The organism is Acinetobacter sp. YH12046 (assembly GCF_013419905.1).
In the GTDB taxonomy this organism is placed as follows: domain Bacteria; phylum Pseudomonadota; class Gammaproteobacteria; order Pseudomonadales; family Moraxellaceae; genus Acinetobacter.
The window spans coordinates 69,743-88,483 of sequence record NZ_VOZF01000009.1 but is presented as its reverse complement, the minus strand read 5'-3'; the positions used below and the strand labels follow the sequence as shown (position 1 = coordinate 88,483).

Sequence of the window (18,741 nt, the reverse complement as noted above, 5' to 3'; positions counted from 1 at the left end):
TTTTTAAAAAACAAGAAAATAAATTGTATAAATGGTAAAAAACTAAAGATGAAGAACTTTTATTGGCTGAGTATTATTTTAGTAGACTAAGTAAAAAGCCCCTACAATGTAGAGGCTTTTCCTCTATCTAAGACCTAAATCTTAAGACACTTTATCACCTGGTTTAGCACCAGATTCAGGCGAAATCACCCAAACACCGTCGCCATTACCAGCGGCAAGTACCATACCGTTCGAAATACCAAAACGCATCTTACGTGGAGCAAGGTTAGCGACCATCACCACCAGTTTGCCTTTCAGGTCTTCCGGTTTATAGAACTCACGGATACCACTGAACACATTACGTGGTTCAGCTTCTCCAACATTTAAAGTCAATTGCAGTAGTTTGTCAGAACCTTCAACCGTTGCAGCGTCCAGAACTTCAGCCACACGTAAATCAACTTTAATGAAGTCATCAATCGTGATGATCTCAGCTTCACCAACTTTAGGTTCAGCTTTCTTCTCTTTGGCTTTCTCTTTTTTCTTCTCAGCTTTTGCTGGTTCAGCAGCAGGTGCAGCTAAAGAATCTTTAGATGCATCGACCATCGCAGCCACAGCTTTCGGATCAACACGTTGCATCAGTGGCTGGAACAATGCAATTTCATGACCAGTCAAAATTTCAGTGCGAGAAGCAAAGTCGAAAGAAGCCAGTTTTAGGAAGTCCTGAACCTGAGCAGCCAAAGTTGGAAGTACTGGAGCTAAATACACAGCCAATTGACGGAACAGGTTGATACCTACAGAACACACACCGTGAACCTGTTGTTCTTCGCCTTCAATTTTCGCTAAAGCCCAAGGTTTTTTCTCATCGATGTACTGGTTGGCTTTATCTGCAAGTGCCATGATTTCACGGATCGCTGCCGAGAATTCACGGGTTTCATAAGCTTTGGCAATTGAATCGCCAGCATCAATAAAGCTTTGAACCAGTTCAGGCTCGGCACAAGTTGCACTTAGCTTGTTGTCAAACTTGGTATTGATGAATTTTGCACAACGGCTGGCGATATTCACTACTTTACCCACTAGGTCCGAATTCACTTTCTGAACGAAGTCATCCAGATTCAGGTCAGAATCTTCAACCTTGTCAGAAAGTTTAGAAGCAAAGTAATAACGCAGGTATTCAGGGTTCAAATGCTGTAAATAAGTTTCAGCTTTAATGAAGGTACCGCGAGATTTAGACATCTTCTGACCATTTACAGTCAGGAAGCCATTCACGAATAAACCGGTTGGTGTACGGTAGTCTGCACCTTCCAGCATTGCAGGCCAGAACAGGGCATGGAAGTAAACGATGTCTTTACCAATGAAGTGATAGACTTCATTTTTAGAATCTTTTTTCCAGAAATCATCGAAGCTTAAATCAGGACGTTTAGTTTTGATGTAATTCTCGAAGCTCGACATATAGCCGATTGGCGCATCCACCCACACATAGAAATATTTGTTTGGCGCATCAGGAATTTCAAAGCCGAAATACGGTGCATCACGTGAGATGTCCCAGTCGTTCAAGCCATTGTCAAACCATTCATCCAGTTTGTTGGCGATAGATACGGGTAGACGGCCTTCGTCACGGGTCCATTTTTGCAGGTATTCACCAAAATTTGGCAGTTTAAAGAAGTAATGGTCCGAAGATTTCTCAACAGGAGTCGCGCCGCTTAAAGTCGATTTTGGATTTAATAATTCAGTCGCGTTGTAAGTTGTACCGCAAACTTCACATGAATCGCCGTATTGATCTTCCGCCTTACATTTTGGGCATGTACCCTTAATGAAACGGTCTGACAGGAACATGCCTTTTTCAGGGTCAAATAATTGCGTGACGGGACGAACAGCAATATTGCCTGCATCACGGTTTTTGACATAAATTTCGCTGGCACGTGCGCGGTTGGTGTCGCTATGCGTTGAATCATAATGATCGAAATGCACACCGAAACCGTCAAAGTCACGAATATGTTCTTTTTGCACATTGGCAATCTGTGCTTCAGGTGAAATGCCATTTGCCTCAGCACGCAGCATGATCGCTGTACCATGAGCATCATCCGCACAGACATACGTCACGTCATGACCCATCGCGCGCATCGCACGTACCCATATATCAGCCTGGATATAGCCGAGTAAGTGACCCATATGAATCGGGCCATTGGCGTAAGGAAGGGCATTGGTGACTAGGATTTTACGCACGGATTCACTCTCTCATTCGTATTCATTATGCAATGGGCCATAATTTTACATGATGCAGAAGGGATTACAAAGAAATGCTTTTACAGAAGCACAAGGAATAAATCAGGCCGAATATTCAGAATACAAAAACAGGCTATAGGCAGGTAATTGACCCTTAAAAATTCGATTGAGATAAGTTGATGCTACTTCCTGCAATCAATAGCAACAACATGTACAGGCTTTGTTGCAGTTTGCTTAATTCACCCACGTCATTGCATGCTTTGTGCTAAAAATTTGGCTGATCATTTTTATTATGACGCCTTAGGAGGGTACTCATGACTCAGAATAACCAGACAAGTACTTCAAAACAGAATCAAGATAAAGAACAACATGCACGAGAACTGCATGACAAGATTGAACAAGAGCAAAAGCAGAATGAGATTGATAAACAGCATAAGCAGAAGCATGAAGAAGTCCTAGAAGCCCAAAAAAATGGTGCTGATGAAAATTCTGATCATCAGCAAGACTCTAAAGCATCTGGTCATCAGCAATCAGAGCAAAAAGATGCGTCTAAAAATGACCAATCTAATCATGGTGATCAATCCGATAAAAAAGCTGAAAGTACCAAAATGGATGACTTAAAAGCGAAAGCCATCGCGATCGGTGAAGAGCTATTGCAAAAAGGCGAAAAGATTCTGAATGAGCTAAAAAATGGCAAATCAGACAGCCAGAAAAATGGCGAGCAAGGTTCAGATGATTCGAAAAAGGCACAGGATCAAAGTTCTGGAGATAAATCGGCAAATCAGGCTGACCAGGATCGTATGGCAAATTTAAAAGATGAAGCGCTACACAAATTTGAAGATACTAAGGTCAAAATTAGTGAGTTGGTGAATGAAGCTGCTACGAAACTGAATGAGTTGAAACAGATGGCGGCTGAAACCATGACTAAAATGAAAGGCGATGACCAGTCTCAGTCAGATGATTCGAAAAAGCAGGATCAGGATTCTTCATCTAAAGAGGCTAAGGATAAGGACCAAAATTCAGATCAGACCAATAACAAAAATGATGCTAAAAAGGATCAGGATAAGGCTGATCAATCTGGGCAAAACAAGACCGACCAAGATAAAAATCATAAATAATCATTTCATGTTGAAAGCTACTTCATTCAGTTTTTGAATGAAGTGGCTTTTTAATGGATACTATCTAATTAATTTTATTTAAAATTTTAAAATATCAATAATATAAAACAATAAATAAGATGTAATGCTGACTTTATAAATTTTCTTCCCTGTAACTCTTTAAAACCCAGTAAAATAGTTGGAAATTATATTTGTCTTTCAGGCTTCTGAATACAGATTGCTTAACCTGAGACTAAAACCTCGTTAAACTAAGCTATTCAGATGTCTATCTATATTTTTGGAGTAACCTATGTCCTGGCTTTCTTCGCTTAAATCGGTTTTTTCGCCTTCCAAGGAGGTGAACGAAGAAGCTGTGCAGAACGTACTGCAAAACTATATCTTGCCAAATTCTAGCAATGCGCTGAAAGACCGGATTACTCAGGTCAATGTGCAAGGCGAGATTCTGCAAATCACCATTAATACCTATCCGGAAGAAAAAGAGCAGTTACAGCAGATTCATGATGAACTGGCGGATGCGCTAGAGAAATGCGGTATTAAAGAACTAAACCTGCATGTGATTCAGCAAAAGACGGGTCATAAAAAAGAAGGCGGTTGTGGACATCATCATGCAGAAGGCGAGAGCTGTTCCAGCCAGCCGCAAACTGCTGCTTCAAAATCGAATCTGCCACCTGTAGTTGATGCTTCAGGCAGCGTAGCTCAAGCAGAAGCTGATCCAAATAATCCACCGATCCAGAAAGCTGCTCCACAGCAACGTGATGTGCCGAAGCATCCACGCATTCAGAATGTCATTCTGGTCTCTTCAGGTAAGGGCGGTGTAGGTAAATCAACCACAACTGTGAATCTGGCTTTGGCTTTGCAAAAATTAGGTTTGAAAGTGGGTGTACTGGATGCGGATATTTATGGTCCAAGTATTCCAACGATGCTCGGCAATGCCGGCAAAACCCCGATGATCGAAGCCGAACAGTTTGTCCCACTCGATGCCTATGGTATGGCAGTGCTGTCGATTGGTCACTTAACAGGTGATAATAATACGCTGGTTGCTTGGCGCGGTCCGAAAGCAACAGGTGCCTTGATGCAGCTATTCAATCAAACCCTATGGCCAGATCTGGATGTATTGATGATTGACATGCCGCCAGGTACAGGTGATATCCAGTTAACGCTTGCTCAGCGTATTCCAGTCACAGGTGCTGTGATCGTCACCACACCGCAAAATGTGGCATTGCTGGATGCAACTAAAGGCATTGAACTGTTTAACCGTGTGCAGATTACAGTGATGGGGGTAGTCGAAAATATGTCGACCCATATCTGCTCGAACTGCGGTCATGAAGAACAGATCTTTGGTACAGGCGGCGGTGATAAACTGTCAGAGCAATACAATATTCCATTGCTCGGCCGCTTGCCTTTGAATGCAGTGATTCGTGAAAATGCCGATGCCGGTAAGCCTTCAGTGATTGCTGGAGATGATGCTGCTGAAAGTTATATGGCCATTGCTCAGAAAATTGCAGCAAAATTGCCAAAAGCAGAAAAAGATAAAACTCGTATTTTCTAAGATTCTATAATAAAAAAAGAGAGCTTAAGCTCTCTTTTTTTTATGAGGTTTTAGTCGTAGCTGTATTTTCTTTTCTTGCCTGAATGATATTAAAGCCAATTGCAATAATCACCATGATGGTGCCGATAATATCGGTCATGGTCTCAGGCACAATCATCATGAGAGCGCCAACCCCTAGGAAGATGCGCCAGAACCAATTCATCGCGGTTTTAAAGTAGCCTTCTACTGCAGCGCCAAGTGCCAGAATGCCGACAATGGATGTTACGGTAATGCTTAAAATGACATTCCATGCCGGTAAGGCAAATTCTTTGGCATTCACGGCAATATCTGTTGTATCAATCATCAGCATCGCCGGGTTATAGACAAACAGGAAGGGCACAATAAATCCGGCTAGGGATAGGCGCAAGGCCAGGAATCCAGTCCGCATTGGGTCACCACCTGCAATCCCGGCACCAGCAAAGGCGGCTAAGGCAACTGGTGGGGTAATATTGGCAAACAGGCCAAAATAAAACACAAACATATGCGCGACTAGGATTGGAATATCAAAGTTGGCCAAAGCCGGAGCAGCCATCGTCGCGGTAATGATATAGGCAGGAATCGATGGTAGACCCATGCCCAGAATCATCGATGCAATCATGGTGAAGAACAGGGTGAGGAACAGACTGCCAGCACCAATACTCATGATTGAAGAAGTCATGACAGAACCAAAGCTAGTCAAACTCACCACACCAATAATGATACCCACGACCGCACAGGCAGCCATCACTGAAAGTGACTGCTTGGCGCCATCAGCTAAAGCCTCCAGAATTTCCTTAGGTCCCATACGGGTGGATTTTCTGAATGCTGCCACCACAATGGTCAACAAAATTGTATAAACAGCGGCATAACTCACTGGAATCGACTGGAATAAAAAGAATACCAAAGCAACGATTGGAAATAATAAATGTCCTCGTTCTTTCAGGACTTCTTTGACTCGTGGTAGGTCAGCTTTGGGAACGCCTTTCAGGTGATCCCGACCAGCTCTGAAATGGACTTGTGCCATCACACCGAGATAATACAGCAGGGCAGGTAATACCGCAGCTAAGGCAATCGTGCCATAACTGACACCCGTGGTTTCTGCCATGATGAAGGCACTGGCACCCATTACTGGCGGTAAGATCTGCCCGCCGACAGAAGCACTGGCTTCCACTGCACCGGCAAAGTTTTTGTGATAGCCAATTTTTTTCATTAAAGGAATGGTAAATGAACCTGTTCCTACGACATTGGCAACCGCCGTCCCGTTGATACTGCCCATAAAACCGCTGGAAATCACAGCGACCTTGGCTGGTCCACCTTGCTTATGTCCCGCAAGTGCCATGGCGAGATCATTAAATAATTTTCCCATTCCTGATTTCGCCAGAAAGGCACCAAACAGGATAAACAGGAAAATAAAGGTGACTGAAGCACCAATGGCTGAAGAATATAAACCTTCAGTCTTCAGATACATTTGTCCGAAAATATCACTGAATGTATAGGGGCGAGTGAGCAAGCGATCCGGCATCCATTCAAAATGACTGACAAATGGATAACTCAAGAAAATCAGTCCCAAGATCGGCAACATCCAGCCCATTACCCTTCGAGCAGCCTCAACCACCAATACTACTGTCATAATCGAGAAGACAATGTCCAGCGTATTGGGAATGCCTCCCCGAGTGGTCATAATCGCTTGATACTCTTTAAATAAATAAAAGAAAGAAGCAAAAGAGGCGATCACCCAAATCCAGTCCGTCCATGCTACCTTTTGCCGGCTACTGGCCTGACGTGCTGGATACAACAAGAAAATCAGCGCCAGACCAATGGATACATGGGCTGCACGTTGAATCAGTTCTGGCAAGGGATTAAAAGTAATATAAAGATGAAATAACGAATAGGATATTGCCAAGGCAGCAATAAACCAGCGAACCGATTTGTTGATCGGATTGCGAGTGACAGATTCACGGTCAAATTTTTCTAATAATTCTTGTTGCTGTTGATCATCCAGTGCTTCGGTCACATTTCTTGTTTCTTGTGGATTCATAGGCAATCATTTAAACCTCTTTTTTTCCATAGGCTGTCTTTTCTTATAGAAAGTTGTACCGTGCTGTAGTCGGGAAAATCCTGATAAATATTCCAGATCCGATCAGCACTCTCAATTTGTCCCTGCATTCTGCGTGAAATGACCCAGTTGAGTTCTTTCATCTCTCGGTTGATTTGCATATGGATGTTGCCATCATCCTGTCGAGTAATAGTACCTTGATCAGGTGTACCCGCACCAAATGAAATGAACTGAGTATCTGTCAGAATGAAATGGTCCTTGTCTAGAAGATAACGTTCTTTCCACTGTGTTCTTTCTACCGAATGCATCCAGCTCAGCTGAAAAGATTTCTGGTCAATTTTGCACTGGAAATTTTGCTCTTTCACTTCCACAAAAATATACGAAAATGTCATCCAAACACAGCTAATAAAAAAAGTAGCCAAACTAAAAAGTGCAGCAATCGCTGCACCTTGTATCCATTTCATCAGTTCGCTTTATTCTCATCATAGAATTTTTGCGCGCCCGGATGCAGTTGAGCAACCAGACCTTTTTGTGCACCTTCTAAAGTGATTTCTTTAGCAGCCTGATGTGAATTGGCGAGTTGATCCAAGCTGGAGAAGAACGTCTTGGTTAGCTTATATACATCATCTGTAGAGAGATCAGAACGAACCACCAGCGCATTCATGATCGCAGCTGTAGGAATATCTTCAGCATTGCCATAGGTCCCTTTAGGAATGGTCATTGGCAGGAAATACGCCTGATCTTTGGCAATCGCTTTCACTTTATCTGGATTAATACTCACCAGTTGTAGATCAAAGCCCTGTTGCAGCTCCATCAGTGAAGAGTTTGGAAGACCACTGGTCAGGAAGGCTGCATCCAGTTTACCGCCTTTCAAGGCATCAGCTGCTTCGGCATAACCTAAATAATCTACTTTGACATCCTTATAAGTGATACCAAAACCGTTCAATAGAGTACGGGCATTCACTTCTACACCTGAATTCTGGGCGCCCACTGCAATACGTTTGCCTTTGAGATCTTCAATATTTTTGATACCAGAACGTTTTGAAGTGACAATCTGTACATAGTTTGGATAAAGCGCAGCGATCTGCTGCACGTTGTCAATTTTAGAACTAAAACTGCCTTGACCATTAATTGCTTCAGTTAAGCTGTCGCTCATGACAAAGGCCATTTCAACTTTGTTCTGTTTTAATAAATTTAGATTTTCGACAGAAGCCCCTGTGGTCTGGGTTTTGGAACTTACGCCGTAGGTCTTGTTATAGATTTCAGCCAATCCTGTTCCGATGACATTATAAGGGCCTGAGGCACCGCCTGTCGCAATATTGACAAATCGGGTTTGCAGTTTATCTGCAGCTACGCTCTCGCCAGATGCAGCCTGATTATCTGATTTATTTTGTGCATTATCATTCGAGCAGGCAACTACGCCTGATAACGCTAAGCTCATGACTGAAAGTTTGATCCATTTATTCATATATGACTCCTGATATTATTCTGTAGTTCTTAAAATATAATTAAAACAACAATATACTAAACCGTCTGGATGTTAAAAAATGTGAATTATCAATTGTTGTCCTTGTACAATTTAACAGCAATTATTTTGTCTGAATACCTTTAATAACATTTTTTTCGAAATTTTGCTTTATCAATATGTTGAACAAATTGAGCAAGATAGACATCTTAAATGGAGAGTGGAAATTTAATCATTAGGAGTTAGGTAAAAGTTGCTCCCATCATCAAATCTTTCTATAGAAGTGTGCAAAGTTCATACGTAAGAGCAGGGATTTTTAGTTGGCTAAAATTCAATCAAAGGTTACCAGAAATAATGATTTCAAGGTTTTGGATGATTTTCCTTTCATGGTATAGAGACTAGTATTTCAGGAATTTTAAGTCCGAATACTCTATTGAAACTTCTACTTTTATAGCAATTTTATGATGAGCTTATAGCTTTATAAATTGACAAAATTGACTGAAAAGAAAATTTCTTGTATTTCTATCTAATTATATGAAATTAATTAAAAAATAAGAAAATATAAAAATTTTTAATATGTTCTCTTACAATTATTTTTTTGCAGATTTGACCGGATTATTTTATGCTTAATACCTAAGAGCGAGGTCAAACTATGATTTCATGGTTATTTATTGGTTTAGTGGCAGCCATTCTATTAACACCGGGCCCAACCAATACTTTATTGGCATCGTCAGGTATTCAAGTTGGATTTAGAAAAACTTTTCACCTTATTCCTGCAGAAGCTTTCGGCTATCTCATCGCAATTACATTCTGGGGCTTTTTGATTGGTAAAATCTCGGTCTATTTACCGGAATTACCTCATATCCTCAAACTCTGTAGTGCTGCTTATATTCTATTTTTAGCTTTAAAATTATGGCGTACTGCAGAACTTGGTGAAAACTTTCAATGTATTTCGATTCGGGCACGGGAACTATTTTTGGCGACTTTGTTGAATCCTAAGGCATTATTATTTGCTTCGGCCATTTTCCCAGTCATTGTGTGGAAAAGCAGTCAATATTATGTGACTTATATGCTGGCATTCTTGGCATTACTTATTCCTATCGCATTTTTCTGGACTTTTTTAGGTAGTTTATTGGCCAGAAAAAACAATCGCTGGTTGAATCAAAAGAACTTACAAAAGACTGCTTCCATTATTTTAATGAGCTTTTCTGTACCTTTATCCTATTCAGCACTCCTTAGTCTTTAAACCTGAAAAAGCAGCTAAATTCCTGAAATTTAGCTGTCAGAATTTCGCTTATTTTCATTAGTGTCAATTTCAGTTAAAGTACGTCGCAATTACTTATTTTTAAGATTTTTGGATTATATCAATGGCAATTAAGTCTGATCGTTGGATTCGTGAAATGAGCGAAAAACACGGCATGATTGAACCGTATGCAGAAAACCAGATTCGTCTGGACGAAAATGGTCAAAAGCTGATTTCTTATGGTGTCTCAAGCTATGGCTATGACGTGCGCTGTGCACGTGAGTTTAAAGTATTCACCAATGTTCACTCTGCAATTGTCGATCCGAAAAACTTTGACGAAAAAAGCTTTATCGATATTGAGTCGGATGTTTGTATCATTCCACCCAACTCATTTGCTTTGGCGCGTACAGTCGAATACTTCCGTATTCCACGAAATGTACTAACCGTTTGCTTGGGTAAATCGACTTATGCACGTTGCGGCATTATCGTGAATGTGACTCCACTTGAACCTGAGTGGGAAGGTCATGTCACACTAGAGTTTTCGAATACGACTAACCTGCCTGCACGTATTTATGCGGGTGAGGGTGTGGCTCAAATGCTGTTCTTCGAATCAGATGAAGTTTGTGAAACCTCATATAAAGATCGTGGTGGTAAATACCAAGGGCAGACAGGCGTTACTTTGCCTAAAGCTTAATGGTTTTAAAGCATTCAATAAGCGAGGCAAATGCCTCGCTTATTTTTTTGCTGTTTCATTCATCGGAAATTCGGGGTTTTTAGTCTTTTGGCTTTGGTAATCCTGCTAAAAATAAGCATAATGAAGAATGAATATATAAAAAAGATGTGCCAAGCATCATAAAAATCAAAAATTGAAGGCTGGGAAGCTGAAGGATAAAGATGCGGAGCATCAGATAAGAAGGATAGGTCGAGATGGCTCAAATAAAAGCTAAATTTCAATTTCGTAAAAGCTATTTGGCAATGATGATCGGTTTGGGATTATTGCCATCCGCACATGCAATGCAGGAATTATCGGATTCTTCTCTTTCTGATACTACCGGTGAAGGTGTTGCCTTGGTACTTGATGACTTTAAAATGGTTTTTCAGGCACCAAATGATGCTTCCAGTGGTTCAAGCTATGCACGAGGTATTGCCAATCCAGGTCAGGCAGACACTGGCTTTATTCGTATTATTCCAACTGGAGAGAACTATGCTCAATTAGGTGAGCGTGCCTATAATAAAACTTATGATTTAGCATATACCAATGCTTATTTGGGAGCTCAAGCTTCAACAGGCTATGCTACAATTTATAAAGACACATATGACCCTATTTTTAATCCTAAATATACTGAATTAGAAACAAAATACACCAAAGATATTAAAGCGACGGAAGAAGCGAAACAACCTGCCCTTCGGTCTCAACTTGTTCAAGCCTATTATGACTCTGAGTTAATGCAACGGTATTATGAACAGCGTTATGATGATTATTATAATGGTGCAGGTAATACCTCACCAGGTATTAATTACTCACTCCAAAATGATGGGACAACTGCATATAAATTAACTCCATATCTCCCTAATAGGTCTAAAGAATATGCAGAGATAAATACACGTGAAATGATTGAATTGCTTTATGGGAACAAGATTAATAATACACTTCCTGAATCAAAATTTATTAAAGATGAAAAATTGAGTACAACAGGAAGAACAAATATCATTGACCCTGTGATAGACGCTTATATAGCATCACAGATTGCTCAGAAAACAGATGCTGGAAAATTACAGGCAAAAACTGAGGCAGATGCACTTGCAGCACCAGAGGCAGAAAAGAAAAGAAAAGAGCTTTATGACCAACTTATAGCATTAGCAACTCAAGCTGCCAAGGATGCAGGAACAGGAGCAAGCGTAACTAACCTTAGAACTAAAGCAGATGTATTTATTTATGGATTGGCCCTATCAAAAAGTGATGGCTCTTTAAGTACACGTTATAGTGACCAAGGATTTAGTTGGGGAACACCAGATAACCCTTGGTTATTCCGTGCTGGTTCTGACACAGTAAAACAATTTAGTAAGACTGATATCTCAATAGGTTATTTGGCATTGGAGGCACCTTTAGCAACGGTTGCTGCAAATGAAGCTGATAATAATATTAAACTTGGCTTCTGGACAGATATTTTTTCGCGTGAATTAAATTCAAGTAATGAAGTAGATCCAGTTACAGGTGCACCAACTTCTGGATTAGACAAAGATTATCGTTTGCGGGCACAATTTGTGGCCAATGGACTGAGTTTAAATGGATCTCAAACCCGATTATTTCAAACTGGAAAGTCTACGAATGAAAATTATAATGAAACTTTGGGTATAGCCAGTATTGTTCGTTTAAATACCAATGATAATCCAGCTAATTTAAGTATTGATGATCAAAATTTGGATAATAAAGGGATTCGTCTGAGCACTGCAGCAAAATCAGATACTTTAGATGGTACTGCTGTTACACCAGCAATAGATCGTTCAAATGCACCAATTTTCAATGAAACGGAGGGTTTATATCTATACAGCCCTAATATTAACTTGGTCTTGGGCAATATGTATCAACCATTTATTTTAGGTTCTGAAGGGAACAATATTATTCTCGAAATTACCCGAATTCCAAATGTACCTGAAGTTTATAATCAAATTTATCAAAATTATGCTGTTTATAATGAAGATGGAGAAGTTACGGGATATTTGGGCACCGATGCAATGAAAGGTTCTACCTGTAATGTCTATCGTTGTGGTACGCCAATTTCAGCAACAGCAGATACTGTGGCAATCTATCAAGGACGTGATGCAACACATAGTAGTATTGCTATAGGTACAGTTGATAAACAGTTCGGCAGTGACAGAATGCTAAAAGCAAAAGATGGAACGACAGCAACAGGTATTGTCTTTAAAGATGTTAATGGTTTAGCGAAAAACTTTGGTTCAGCTGTGATTGATGGTGTGTTGATTCAACATCTAAAAATAAAAACTACAGGTCTATAAAGGAATAGAGCAATGTTGAAAAAGTTAATGTTTGCTACGGTTCTTGGGATTTCTTTAACGACACAAGCCGGCTTGGTCAGTCTTGATTCACAGCAAATGACAGCAGAAACAGGTCAAGGCGGAGCGGATTTAAGCTGGACCTTGTCACTCAACCATCAATACGCTACTGATTTAACAAAATCTCAAATTTCTGAAACGGTCGCTAATAAGTTAGAAGTGTATTACAAGCCAACAACAGATTGTGGAATTAACACCTTGTTTTGTCGCTTGGCGATTTCACCGAACAATCATGTCGATGCCCAAGGCAATAAAAAATGGCTGGTGTTTAAAGGCATACAAGGTACCCTGCAAATTGATAAGTTTTCTATCGATGGTACTACGATTACTAATGCGGCAGGTGACCCACAAACTGCCATGAAAATTAAATTTTATGATGATAACCCTCTAAAGATACGTAACTTGGGTTTTAATACTTTAGCTATTGAGACAGGAACTGGTGAGGGTGATAAAGAAGGATATGCCAATTCAGAAAAGTACACGACCTTTACTAATCGTGTTTATAAGGAGGATGGCACGTATACCACAGCCCTAGCAGACGTCCCAGAATTTGATCAGGGACGTGAGAAAGGCTTTATGGGCCTCAATATGCACGGCAACATGCACATGTCAGGAAACTTAAAAATATTTAGCTTTAACTGTTCAGGTGGTAGTGCACAAAGCCGTTGCTAACTGCATGGATGCAGCATAGGGATGAAAGAATGAAAAAAATAAAATTACAAATTAAATTATTAACGGCATGTGTCTGTTTGGCACAGCATAGTTATGCACTAGAGCTGATTGAAGAACAAGAATTGGGTCATATCACTGGTCAAGACGGTATTACGATTACACACGAGGTATCAAAAGTAGAAGTTGAACAGCTCAATTGGTATGACCCGAATGCTGATGTAAATACCAAGATGGGACTGGGATTGCATAAAGTAGAAATCTTAGGCAAAGATCAAAATGCGATTTTAAGCCAGCTTAAGTTTGATGTCGGTGCGACCGATGCTGGTGCAGGGATCCGTCTAGAAGCAAGCGTAGCTCCCTTTAGTGCCAATGCAGATTTTAAACTTGTGAGTAAGGATTGTGTTGGAACAAGCTGTGTCGAAAACAATCAAAATTTGGGCAAATTAGGTCTTGCGATTGATAGTCCATTTAAAATGGTGCTTCATACGACAGCAGGTTTATTCAATAAGAATGAAACAGCTACTATCGATTTCAATTTGCAAGATGCCACGATCAAACATACTTTAGGTACAAATAGCTTAGTTCTAGATAACTTTAATTTTAACTTCGCTGGTACGGGCTATATGTATATAGACCCGACACAAGGCATCGTACTCTCCAGTAAAAGTGGCACACAAGACCATCTAATTAATTTAAAACCAGTGGCTGTAGGAACAACTGGTGCGCAAACAGCTGGATTAAACTTTGATTTACGCTATCAGAATGGAGATGGCGATTTAAAAAATATCATGCGCTATGGTATTTCGGGTGCAGTGAGTAATGCACGTTTGTCGTTAGGTGCCGATCAGTCAAAACTGAATTCTTTTGATATAAGTAATAAAGTTGGTGGTGTGCTGACGCGACAAGATCAGAGTGTTTCAAGCTATAACGCAGGTGAAGGTGGCTTGCATCTTGGTTTATCTGCGGATTTTACTAATCAGGAAGTGGCAGCAGCACAGGGTTTAAAGCCAACGACTTTGGAAATTGGTCATACGGGTAAAGGAAGCTATGCAGTTCAGTTTAATGAATTGCGTTCATTAACTGGAAAAAATAATGCTTATATCGATTTTGGCGACATTTATATCAATACAATTCAGGCACAGAACCTGGAGTTTTTAGTGAATGATAATATTAAGTCAACGCTTAGACGAAGTAATCCGATTTTGCAGCAAACTTTAAGCAGTACGTCTGCTAATCAGGACTTTGCACTAATTGCCATACGGGGTATGGATTTTCAGTCGATTGCAGCCAAAGCAAATTTTATTTCTAATGATACTGGTGTTATTTCCGGGAATAGTGGTTCTTGGGGAATTGGTATTCCAATTTACAACCTGAATGCCAATGTGGCCTTGTCGGGTACAAAATATGACGGTGACAAGAATGGTATTGCCTATAACGTGATGGCATCAACTGAAGGTTATGGAAAGGATGCCAAAACCGGAGCGCCAAGTACAACCTCAATTCTTTTAATTGATGGTGGTGTAGAGAATGGCCATGCGCGAAACTATTATGCTGGCCTTCGAAATATTGATGCCTTTATTGAATCCAAAGGGGTGATTGGTTATGAGGATGAAGGCATCTATGTAAAAGCTGATAAATTGCTGATCGCAGCGAAAGCTGAGGTGGCAATTGGGCAACTACCGGGATCTAAATATAACTGTGTATCAGGCAATAAATGTGATCAGTTTGTTCCTGATGACAATTTTTCTAAACGCGATGATGTATTAACAACAATTGCCATGATGCTTGATGGTAGTGGTGAGTTAATGATTATTCCGGGGCTGGATGTAGCAGACGAAAATTATTTATCGCTGGATGCAAACTTTAAGTTCCGAACATTAACTTCTGAAGAAAAAGGTGATGTTAATAATCTTGGTAGTTATTTTAGTCTGATTAATGAAGATGTAGATAGCACAGGTGCAGTTCATATTTCTGCGATTAACTTTAATCGTATGGAAGGGAATTTAGGGTTAATCACCAAAATAGGGGTGAGTGAAGATACTGTTACTTTAGATAATCAAATTAATTTTAATAAAGATCAGAAGATTATCGAGCCGTTTAGAACCAATATGGCCATGACCACAAATGGCAATATGCAGAATATAGCAACAATTGCACTCACGGGTGGAACCATGCGCAGTACGCTAGGCATTACACCGCGCTGAAGTAAGGGATGATTTCATGAAAAAAATAATATTGAATAGTTTAATTGTATCAACCTGTGCATTTATACAACATGGTTTTGCAATGACGGCATTAAATGATACCGAGTTGTCCAAGATTGAAGGACAAGCTTTACTTTCCATGGAAGTACAACAAGGCTACAAACAGGTTGACAACCTTAATAATACTTATGATCAATCTAATGTGTCTTTTTATAAACTTGGTTTAGAAGCTGAAATGGAAGTTAATGCCAATATTAAGAAATTACAACTTGGTTGTGGTGGTATTAATGGTGCATCTGGTTGTGATATTGATATTGATAATATTGCTCTGAGTGGGTGGCAGTCAGGTACAGATTATTCATCTGATGATCGTGCGGCAAGTTCGGCAGTAATCACTAATCCATTTGTACAGTTTGCAATCAAAAACCCAAATCAGGCATCCACACGTGAAGTATTGGGTTTTCGCCTGAGTGCTGAAAAAATTCAAGGTCTTCTAACCTTAGGTACTGAAAATAGTAATACACCGAATGGGATTAACAGTTTCAGCGGTTATATGAAAACTAAAGCAGCATCAGGTGAAGCAAAAACAGCATCTCGTATCATGAACTTTGCTGCGACAGGCCAAGAAATTGAGGGAACTGTACGGGGTAAAATTGGAAGTCTAACATTACCTCTAGATTTGCATTACACCTCTGATGATTACACATTTACCCTAAGTGAAACCACGGCTCCTTTTACTATTCCTGCTACTATTGTCTCTGGGACGCGTATGAAAGATGTCGTGCTGAAAGGTACTGGTACAGTGAGTAAAATTGACTTTAATGGTCCATTAAAGGCATCACTTTTAGGTGGTCTATTAAATCTAGATAAACAAATTACTGGTAATCTAACAGGTTTAAAAACAGATATTACTGTAAATCAAAGTCTAGGTTTGATTCACGCGCTATATCTGAATAACCCAGCATCCTTATCATTACAATCACAAAACATTTTGTGGCCAGGTGCAGCTGTTGCAGCTAATCAGGGGTGGTGGCTTGCAATGGAAGATGAAGTTGACTTAGGTAGTATTTCCCCAGCAGATAAAGTGAATATCACCGATGCTGTTTTAAAACAGACTATTGCTGGGATTAATTATGATTTAACAAACAATATCCGTAGTTGTGGTGGCCTGATCAGTGGGTGTATTGCAGGTGGATCTCTGGACGTGGGTGAAATTAAGAACCCAACCCTAATTGATTTTCCACTTACTAATTTAAGGTTAGCAGGACAAGATTTTAAATCCAACTGTTTTGGTGGGCATAAGTTCTGCTAAGAAGTATCTATAAAAAATCCCGCATTTCGCGGGATTTTTTATTTTAAAGCAGCTTATTTAGCAATTTTTGACAATAGTTCTTCTTTAGACAGGTTTACAGATTCAGCATCACGACGACCTTTATATTCAAAAGTACCAGCATCTAAACCTTTTTCACCAATCACAATGCGGTGTGGAATGCCTGTTAACTCGATATCCGAGAATTTCACACCTGGACGTTCGTTACGGTCATCCAGCAAGACATCGAAACCAGCTGCTTGAAGTTCAGCATAAAGTGCTTCAGCTGCTTCTAAAGTGCGAGGTGATTTGTGTGCATTCATTGGAACAATTGCCACTTCAAAAGGTGCAATCGCAGATGGCCAGATAATACCTTTCTCATCGTAGTTTTGTTCAATCGCTGAAGCAACCACACGTGTTACACCAATACCATAACAACCCATGGTTACAGTGAATGGTTTGCCATCTTCACCTAAGACCTTACAACCTAAAGCTTCAGAGTATTTTTTGCCTAACTGGAAGATATGACCCACTTCGATACCACGTTTGATTTGAAGTGTACCTTTACCATCTGGAGAAGGATCGCCTTCAACCACATTACGCAGGTCATAAACTTCGCTAAACTGCGCATCACGTTCCCAGTTCACGCCAGTTGCGTGCTTATCTGCTTCGTTTGCACCTGCGACAAAATCAGAAAGTACAGAAGCAGCACGGTCAACAATCACTGTTAGGCCTTTTTCTACTAAGCCTTGCGGACCCACAAAACCAGCCGTTAAGCCAAGTTCGGCAAGTTGAGCTTCAGTAGCAAAAGCTAAAGGTGCAGCAATTTTTGGATGCTTTTCGGCTTTAATTTCATTCAGTTCATGGTCACCACGAAGGAACAGGGCAACGACAGGAGCTGCTTTACCTTCTTCAGTTGCAACACCTTGAACCAGTAATGCCTTTACTGAATGCGCAGGATCAGTACCAAGGAAATTTGATACATCAGCAATGGTTTTTTGATTTGGGGTATCAACCACTTTCAGTTCTTGAGTCGGAGCAGCACGTTCGCCCACCAGAATCGCTTCAGCCATTTCGATGTTAGCCGCATAATCAGATTCAGTTGAGAAAGCGATATCATCTTCACCACTTGAAGCCAAGACGTGGAATTCGTGTGAACCTGAACCACCGATTGAACCGGTATCCGCTTGTACTGGACGGAAATCCAGACCTAAACGGGTAAAGATCTTGCAGTACGCTTCGTACATTTTGTCGTAAGTTTCTTGCAGAGATTCCTGATCCGCATGGAAAGAATAGGCATCTTTCATGATGAATTCACGTGAGCGCATTACGCCAAAACGAGGACGAATTTCGTCACGGAACTTGGTTTGAACCTGGTAGAAGTTTGCAGGCAGTTGTTTGTAACTTTTTAGCTCATTACGTGCCAGATCAGTGATCACTTCTTCATGTGTTGGGCCAAGCACAAAGTCATTGGTATGACGATCTTTAAAACGTAATAGTTCAGGACCGTATTGCACATAACGACCAGATTCTTCCCAAAGAGAAGCTGGTTGGGTCACAGGCATCAAGACTTCGAGTGAACCCGCGTTATTCATCTCTTCGCGAACGATCGCTGCAACTTTATTTAATACGCGAACGCCCATCGGCAGCCAGGTGTACAAACCTGAAGCCAACTTACGAATCATACCGGCACGAAGCATCAGCTGATGTGAAATAACTTCAGCATCGTTCGGGGTTTCTCTCAACGTTGCAAATAAAAAGCGACTCGCGCGCATGGAAACTGTCCTAAAAAAATTAAGCGTTAAAGCAGAGATTATACAATAAAAAATG

General features: G+C 40.5%; 13 protein-coding genes. 8 read left to right on the top strand and 5 right to left on the bottom strand.

What is annotated here, in order from left to right; all coding sequences use genetic code 11:
- Positions 1 to 141 precede the first annotated feature (141 nt).
- A complete protein-coding gene (gene metG / locus FTU03_RS07625) occupies positions 142 to 2,202 on the bottom strand; it encodes a methionine--tRNA ligase (protein WP_179992644.1) in 2,061 nt (686 codons plus the stop codon).
- Between the two features lie 314 nt (positions 2,203 to 2,516).
- Between metG and FTU03_RS07620 the strand changes: the two genes are divergently transcribed.
- Both FTU03_RS07620 and apbC read left to right on the top strand, forming a co-directional pair.
- Positions 2,517 to 3,320: a hypothetical protein gene (locus FTU03_RS07620; protein WP_159124393.1), complete on the top strand. Its 804-nt coding sequence runs from the start codon at positions 2,517 to 2,519 to the stop codon at positions 3,318 to 3,320.
- A 289-nt stretch (positions 3,321 to 3,609) separates the two neighbouring features.
- Positions 3,610 to 4,869 (top strand): iron-sulfur cluster carrier protein ApbC, encoded by a 1,260-nt coding sequence (apbC, locus tag FTU03_RS07615; protein ID WP_179992643.1) that lies wholly within the window; start codon positions 3,610 to 3,612, stop codon positions 4,867 to 4,869.
- Positions 4,870 to 4,909: 40 nt separating this feature from the next.
- Here the strand turns inward: apbC and FTU03_RS07610 are convergent, their stop codons facing one another.
- The 3 genes from FTU03_RS07610 to FTU03_RS07600 are packed head-to-tail and all read right to left on the bottom strand — an operon-like array spanning position 4,910 to position 8,411.
- Positions 4,910 to 6,925, bottom strand: a complete 2,016-nt coding sequence (locus FTU03_RS07610; RefSeq protein ID WP_166139308.1) for a TRAP transporter permease — start codon at positions 6,923 to 6,925, stop codon at positions 4,910 to 4,912.
- Entirely contained in the window at positions 6,922 to 7,407 is a 486-nt protein-coding gene (locus FTU03_RS07605) for a DUF1850 domain-containing protein (protein ID WP_179992642.1), read from the bottom strand. The genes FTU03_RS07610 and FTU03_RS07605 overlap by 4 nt, the downstream gene beginning before the upstream one ends.
- A complete protein-coding gene (locus FTU03_RS07600) occupies positions 7,407 to 8,411 on the bottom strand; it encodes a TAXI family TRAP transporter solute-binding subunit (protein ID WP_159124389.1) in 1,005 nt (334 codons plus the stop codon). Before FTU03_RS07600 ends, FTU03_RS07605 begins: the two co-directional genes overlap by 1 nt.
- Before the next feature lie 649 nt (positions 8,412 to 9,060).
- Here FTU03_RS07600 and FTU03_RS07595 point away from each other — a divergent pair.
- From FTU03_RS07595 to FTU03_RS07570, 6 genes are all read left to right on the top strand, one after another.
- Complete coding sequence (locus FTU03_RS07595) at positions 9,061 to 9,654, top strand: LysE family translocator (protein ID WP_179992641.1); 594 nt, start codon at positions 9,061 to 9,063, stop codon at positions 9,652 to 9,654.
- 121 nt (positions 9,655 to 9,775) lie between these two features.
- The gene (dcd, locus tag FTU03_RS07590; RefSeq protein ID WP_004785008.1) at positions 9,776 to 10,345 is read left to right on the top strand and encodes a dCTP deaminase; all 570 of its coding nucleotides are present in this window, start codon (positions 9,776 to 9,778) and stop codon (positions 10,343 to 10,345) included.
- 233 nt (positions 10,346 to 10,578) lie between these two features.
- Complete coding sequence (locus FTU03_RS07585) at positions 10,579 to 12,669, top strand: hypothetical protein (RefSeq protein WP_179992640.1); 2,091 nt, start codon at positions 10,579 to 10,581, stop codon at positions 12,667 to 12,669.
- Positions 12,670 to 12,681: 12 nt separating this feature from the next.
- Entirely contained in the window at positions 12,682 to 13,398 is a 717-nt protein-coding gene (locus FTU03_RS07580; protein ID WP_179992639.1) for a hypothetical protein, read from the top strand.
- Positions 13,399 to 13,427: 29 nt separating this feature from the next.
- Positions 13,428 to 15,602 (top strand): DUF6160 family protein, encoded by a 2,175-nt coding sequence (locus tag FTU03_RS07575; protein WP_179992638.1) that lies wholly within the window; start codon positions 13,428 to 13,430, stop codon positions 15,600 to 15,602.
- 16 nt (positions 15,603 to 15,618) lie between these two features.
- A complete protein-coding gene (locus FTU03_RS07570) occupies positions 15,619 to 16,914 on the top strand; it encodes a hypothetical protein (protein ID WP_179992637.1) in 1,296 nt (431 codons plus the stop codon).
- Between the two features lie 53 nt (positions 16,915 to 16,967).
- On the opposite strand, the gene FTU03_RS07565 is transcribed toward FTU03_RS07570, so the two are convergent.
- Entirely contained in the window at positions 16,968 to 18,686 is a 1,719-nt protein-coding gene (locus FTU03_RS07565) for a proline--tRNA ligase (protein ID WP_179992636.1), read from the bottom strand.
- Positions 18,687 to 18,741 lie beyond the last annotated feature (55 nt).

Excerpts from the sequence above, each read along its gene's own strand:
- FTU03_RS07620 (WP_159124393.1), top strand. The coding sequence starts at position 2,517 with ATGACTCAGAATAACCAGACAAGTACTTCAAAACAGAATCAAGATAAA.
- apbC (WP_179992643.1), top strand. The coding sequence starts at position 3,610 with ATGTCCTGGCTTTCTTCGCTTAAATCGGTTTTTTCGCCTTCCAAGGAG.
- FTU03_RS07610 (WP_166139308.1), bottom strand. The coding sequence starts at position 6,925 with ATGAATCCACAAGAAACAAGAAATGTGACCGAAGCACTGGATGATCAA.
- FTU03_RS07605 (WP_179992642.1), bottom strand. The coding sequence starts at position 7,407 with ATGAAATGGATACAAGGTGCAGCGATTGCTGCACTTTTTAGTTTGGCT.
- FTU03_RS07600 (WP_159124389.1), bottom strand. The coding sequence starts at position 8,411 with ATGAATAAATGGATCAAACTTTCAGTCATGAGCTTAGCGTTATCAGGC.
- FTU03_RS07595 (WP_179992641.1), top strand. The coding sequence starts at position 9,061 with ATGATTTCATGGTTATTTATTGGTTTAGTGGCAGCCATTCTATTAACA.
- dcd (WP_004785008.1), top strand. The coding sequence starts at position 9,776 with ATGGCAATTAAGTCTGATCGTTGGATTCGTGAAATGAGCGAAAAACAC.
- FTU03_RS07585 (WP_179992640.1), top strand. The coding sequence starts at position 10,579 with ATGGCTCAAATAAAAGCTAAATTTCAATTTCGTAAAAGCTATTTGGCA.
- FTU03_RS07580 (WP_179992639.1), top strand. The coding sequence starts at position 12,682 with ATGTTGAAAAAGTTAATGTTTGCTACGGTTCTTGGGATTTCTTTAACG.
- FTU03_RS07575 (WP_179992638.1), top strand. The coding sequence starts at position 13,428 with ATGAAAAAAATAAAATTACAAATTAAATTATTAACGGCATGTGTCTGT.
- FTU03_RS07570 (WP_179992637.1), top strand. The coding sequence starts at position 15,619 with ATGAAAAAAATAATATTGAATAGTTTAATTGTATCAACCTGTGCATTT.
- FTU03_RS07565 (WP_179992636.1), bottom strand. The coding sequence starts at position 18,686 with ATGCGCGCGAGTCGCTTTTTATTTGCAACGTTGAGAGAAACCCCGAAC.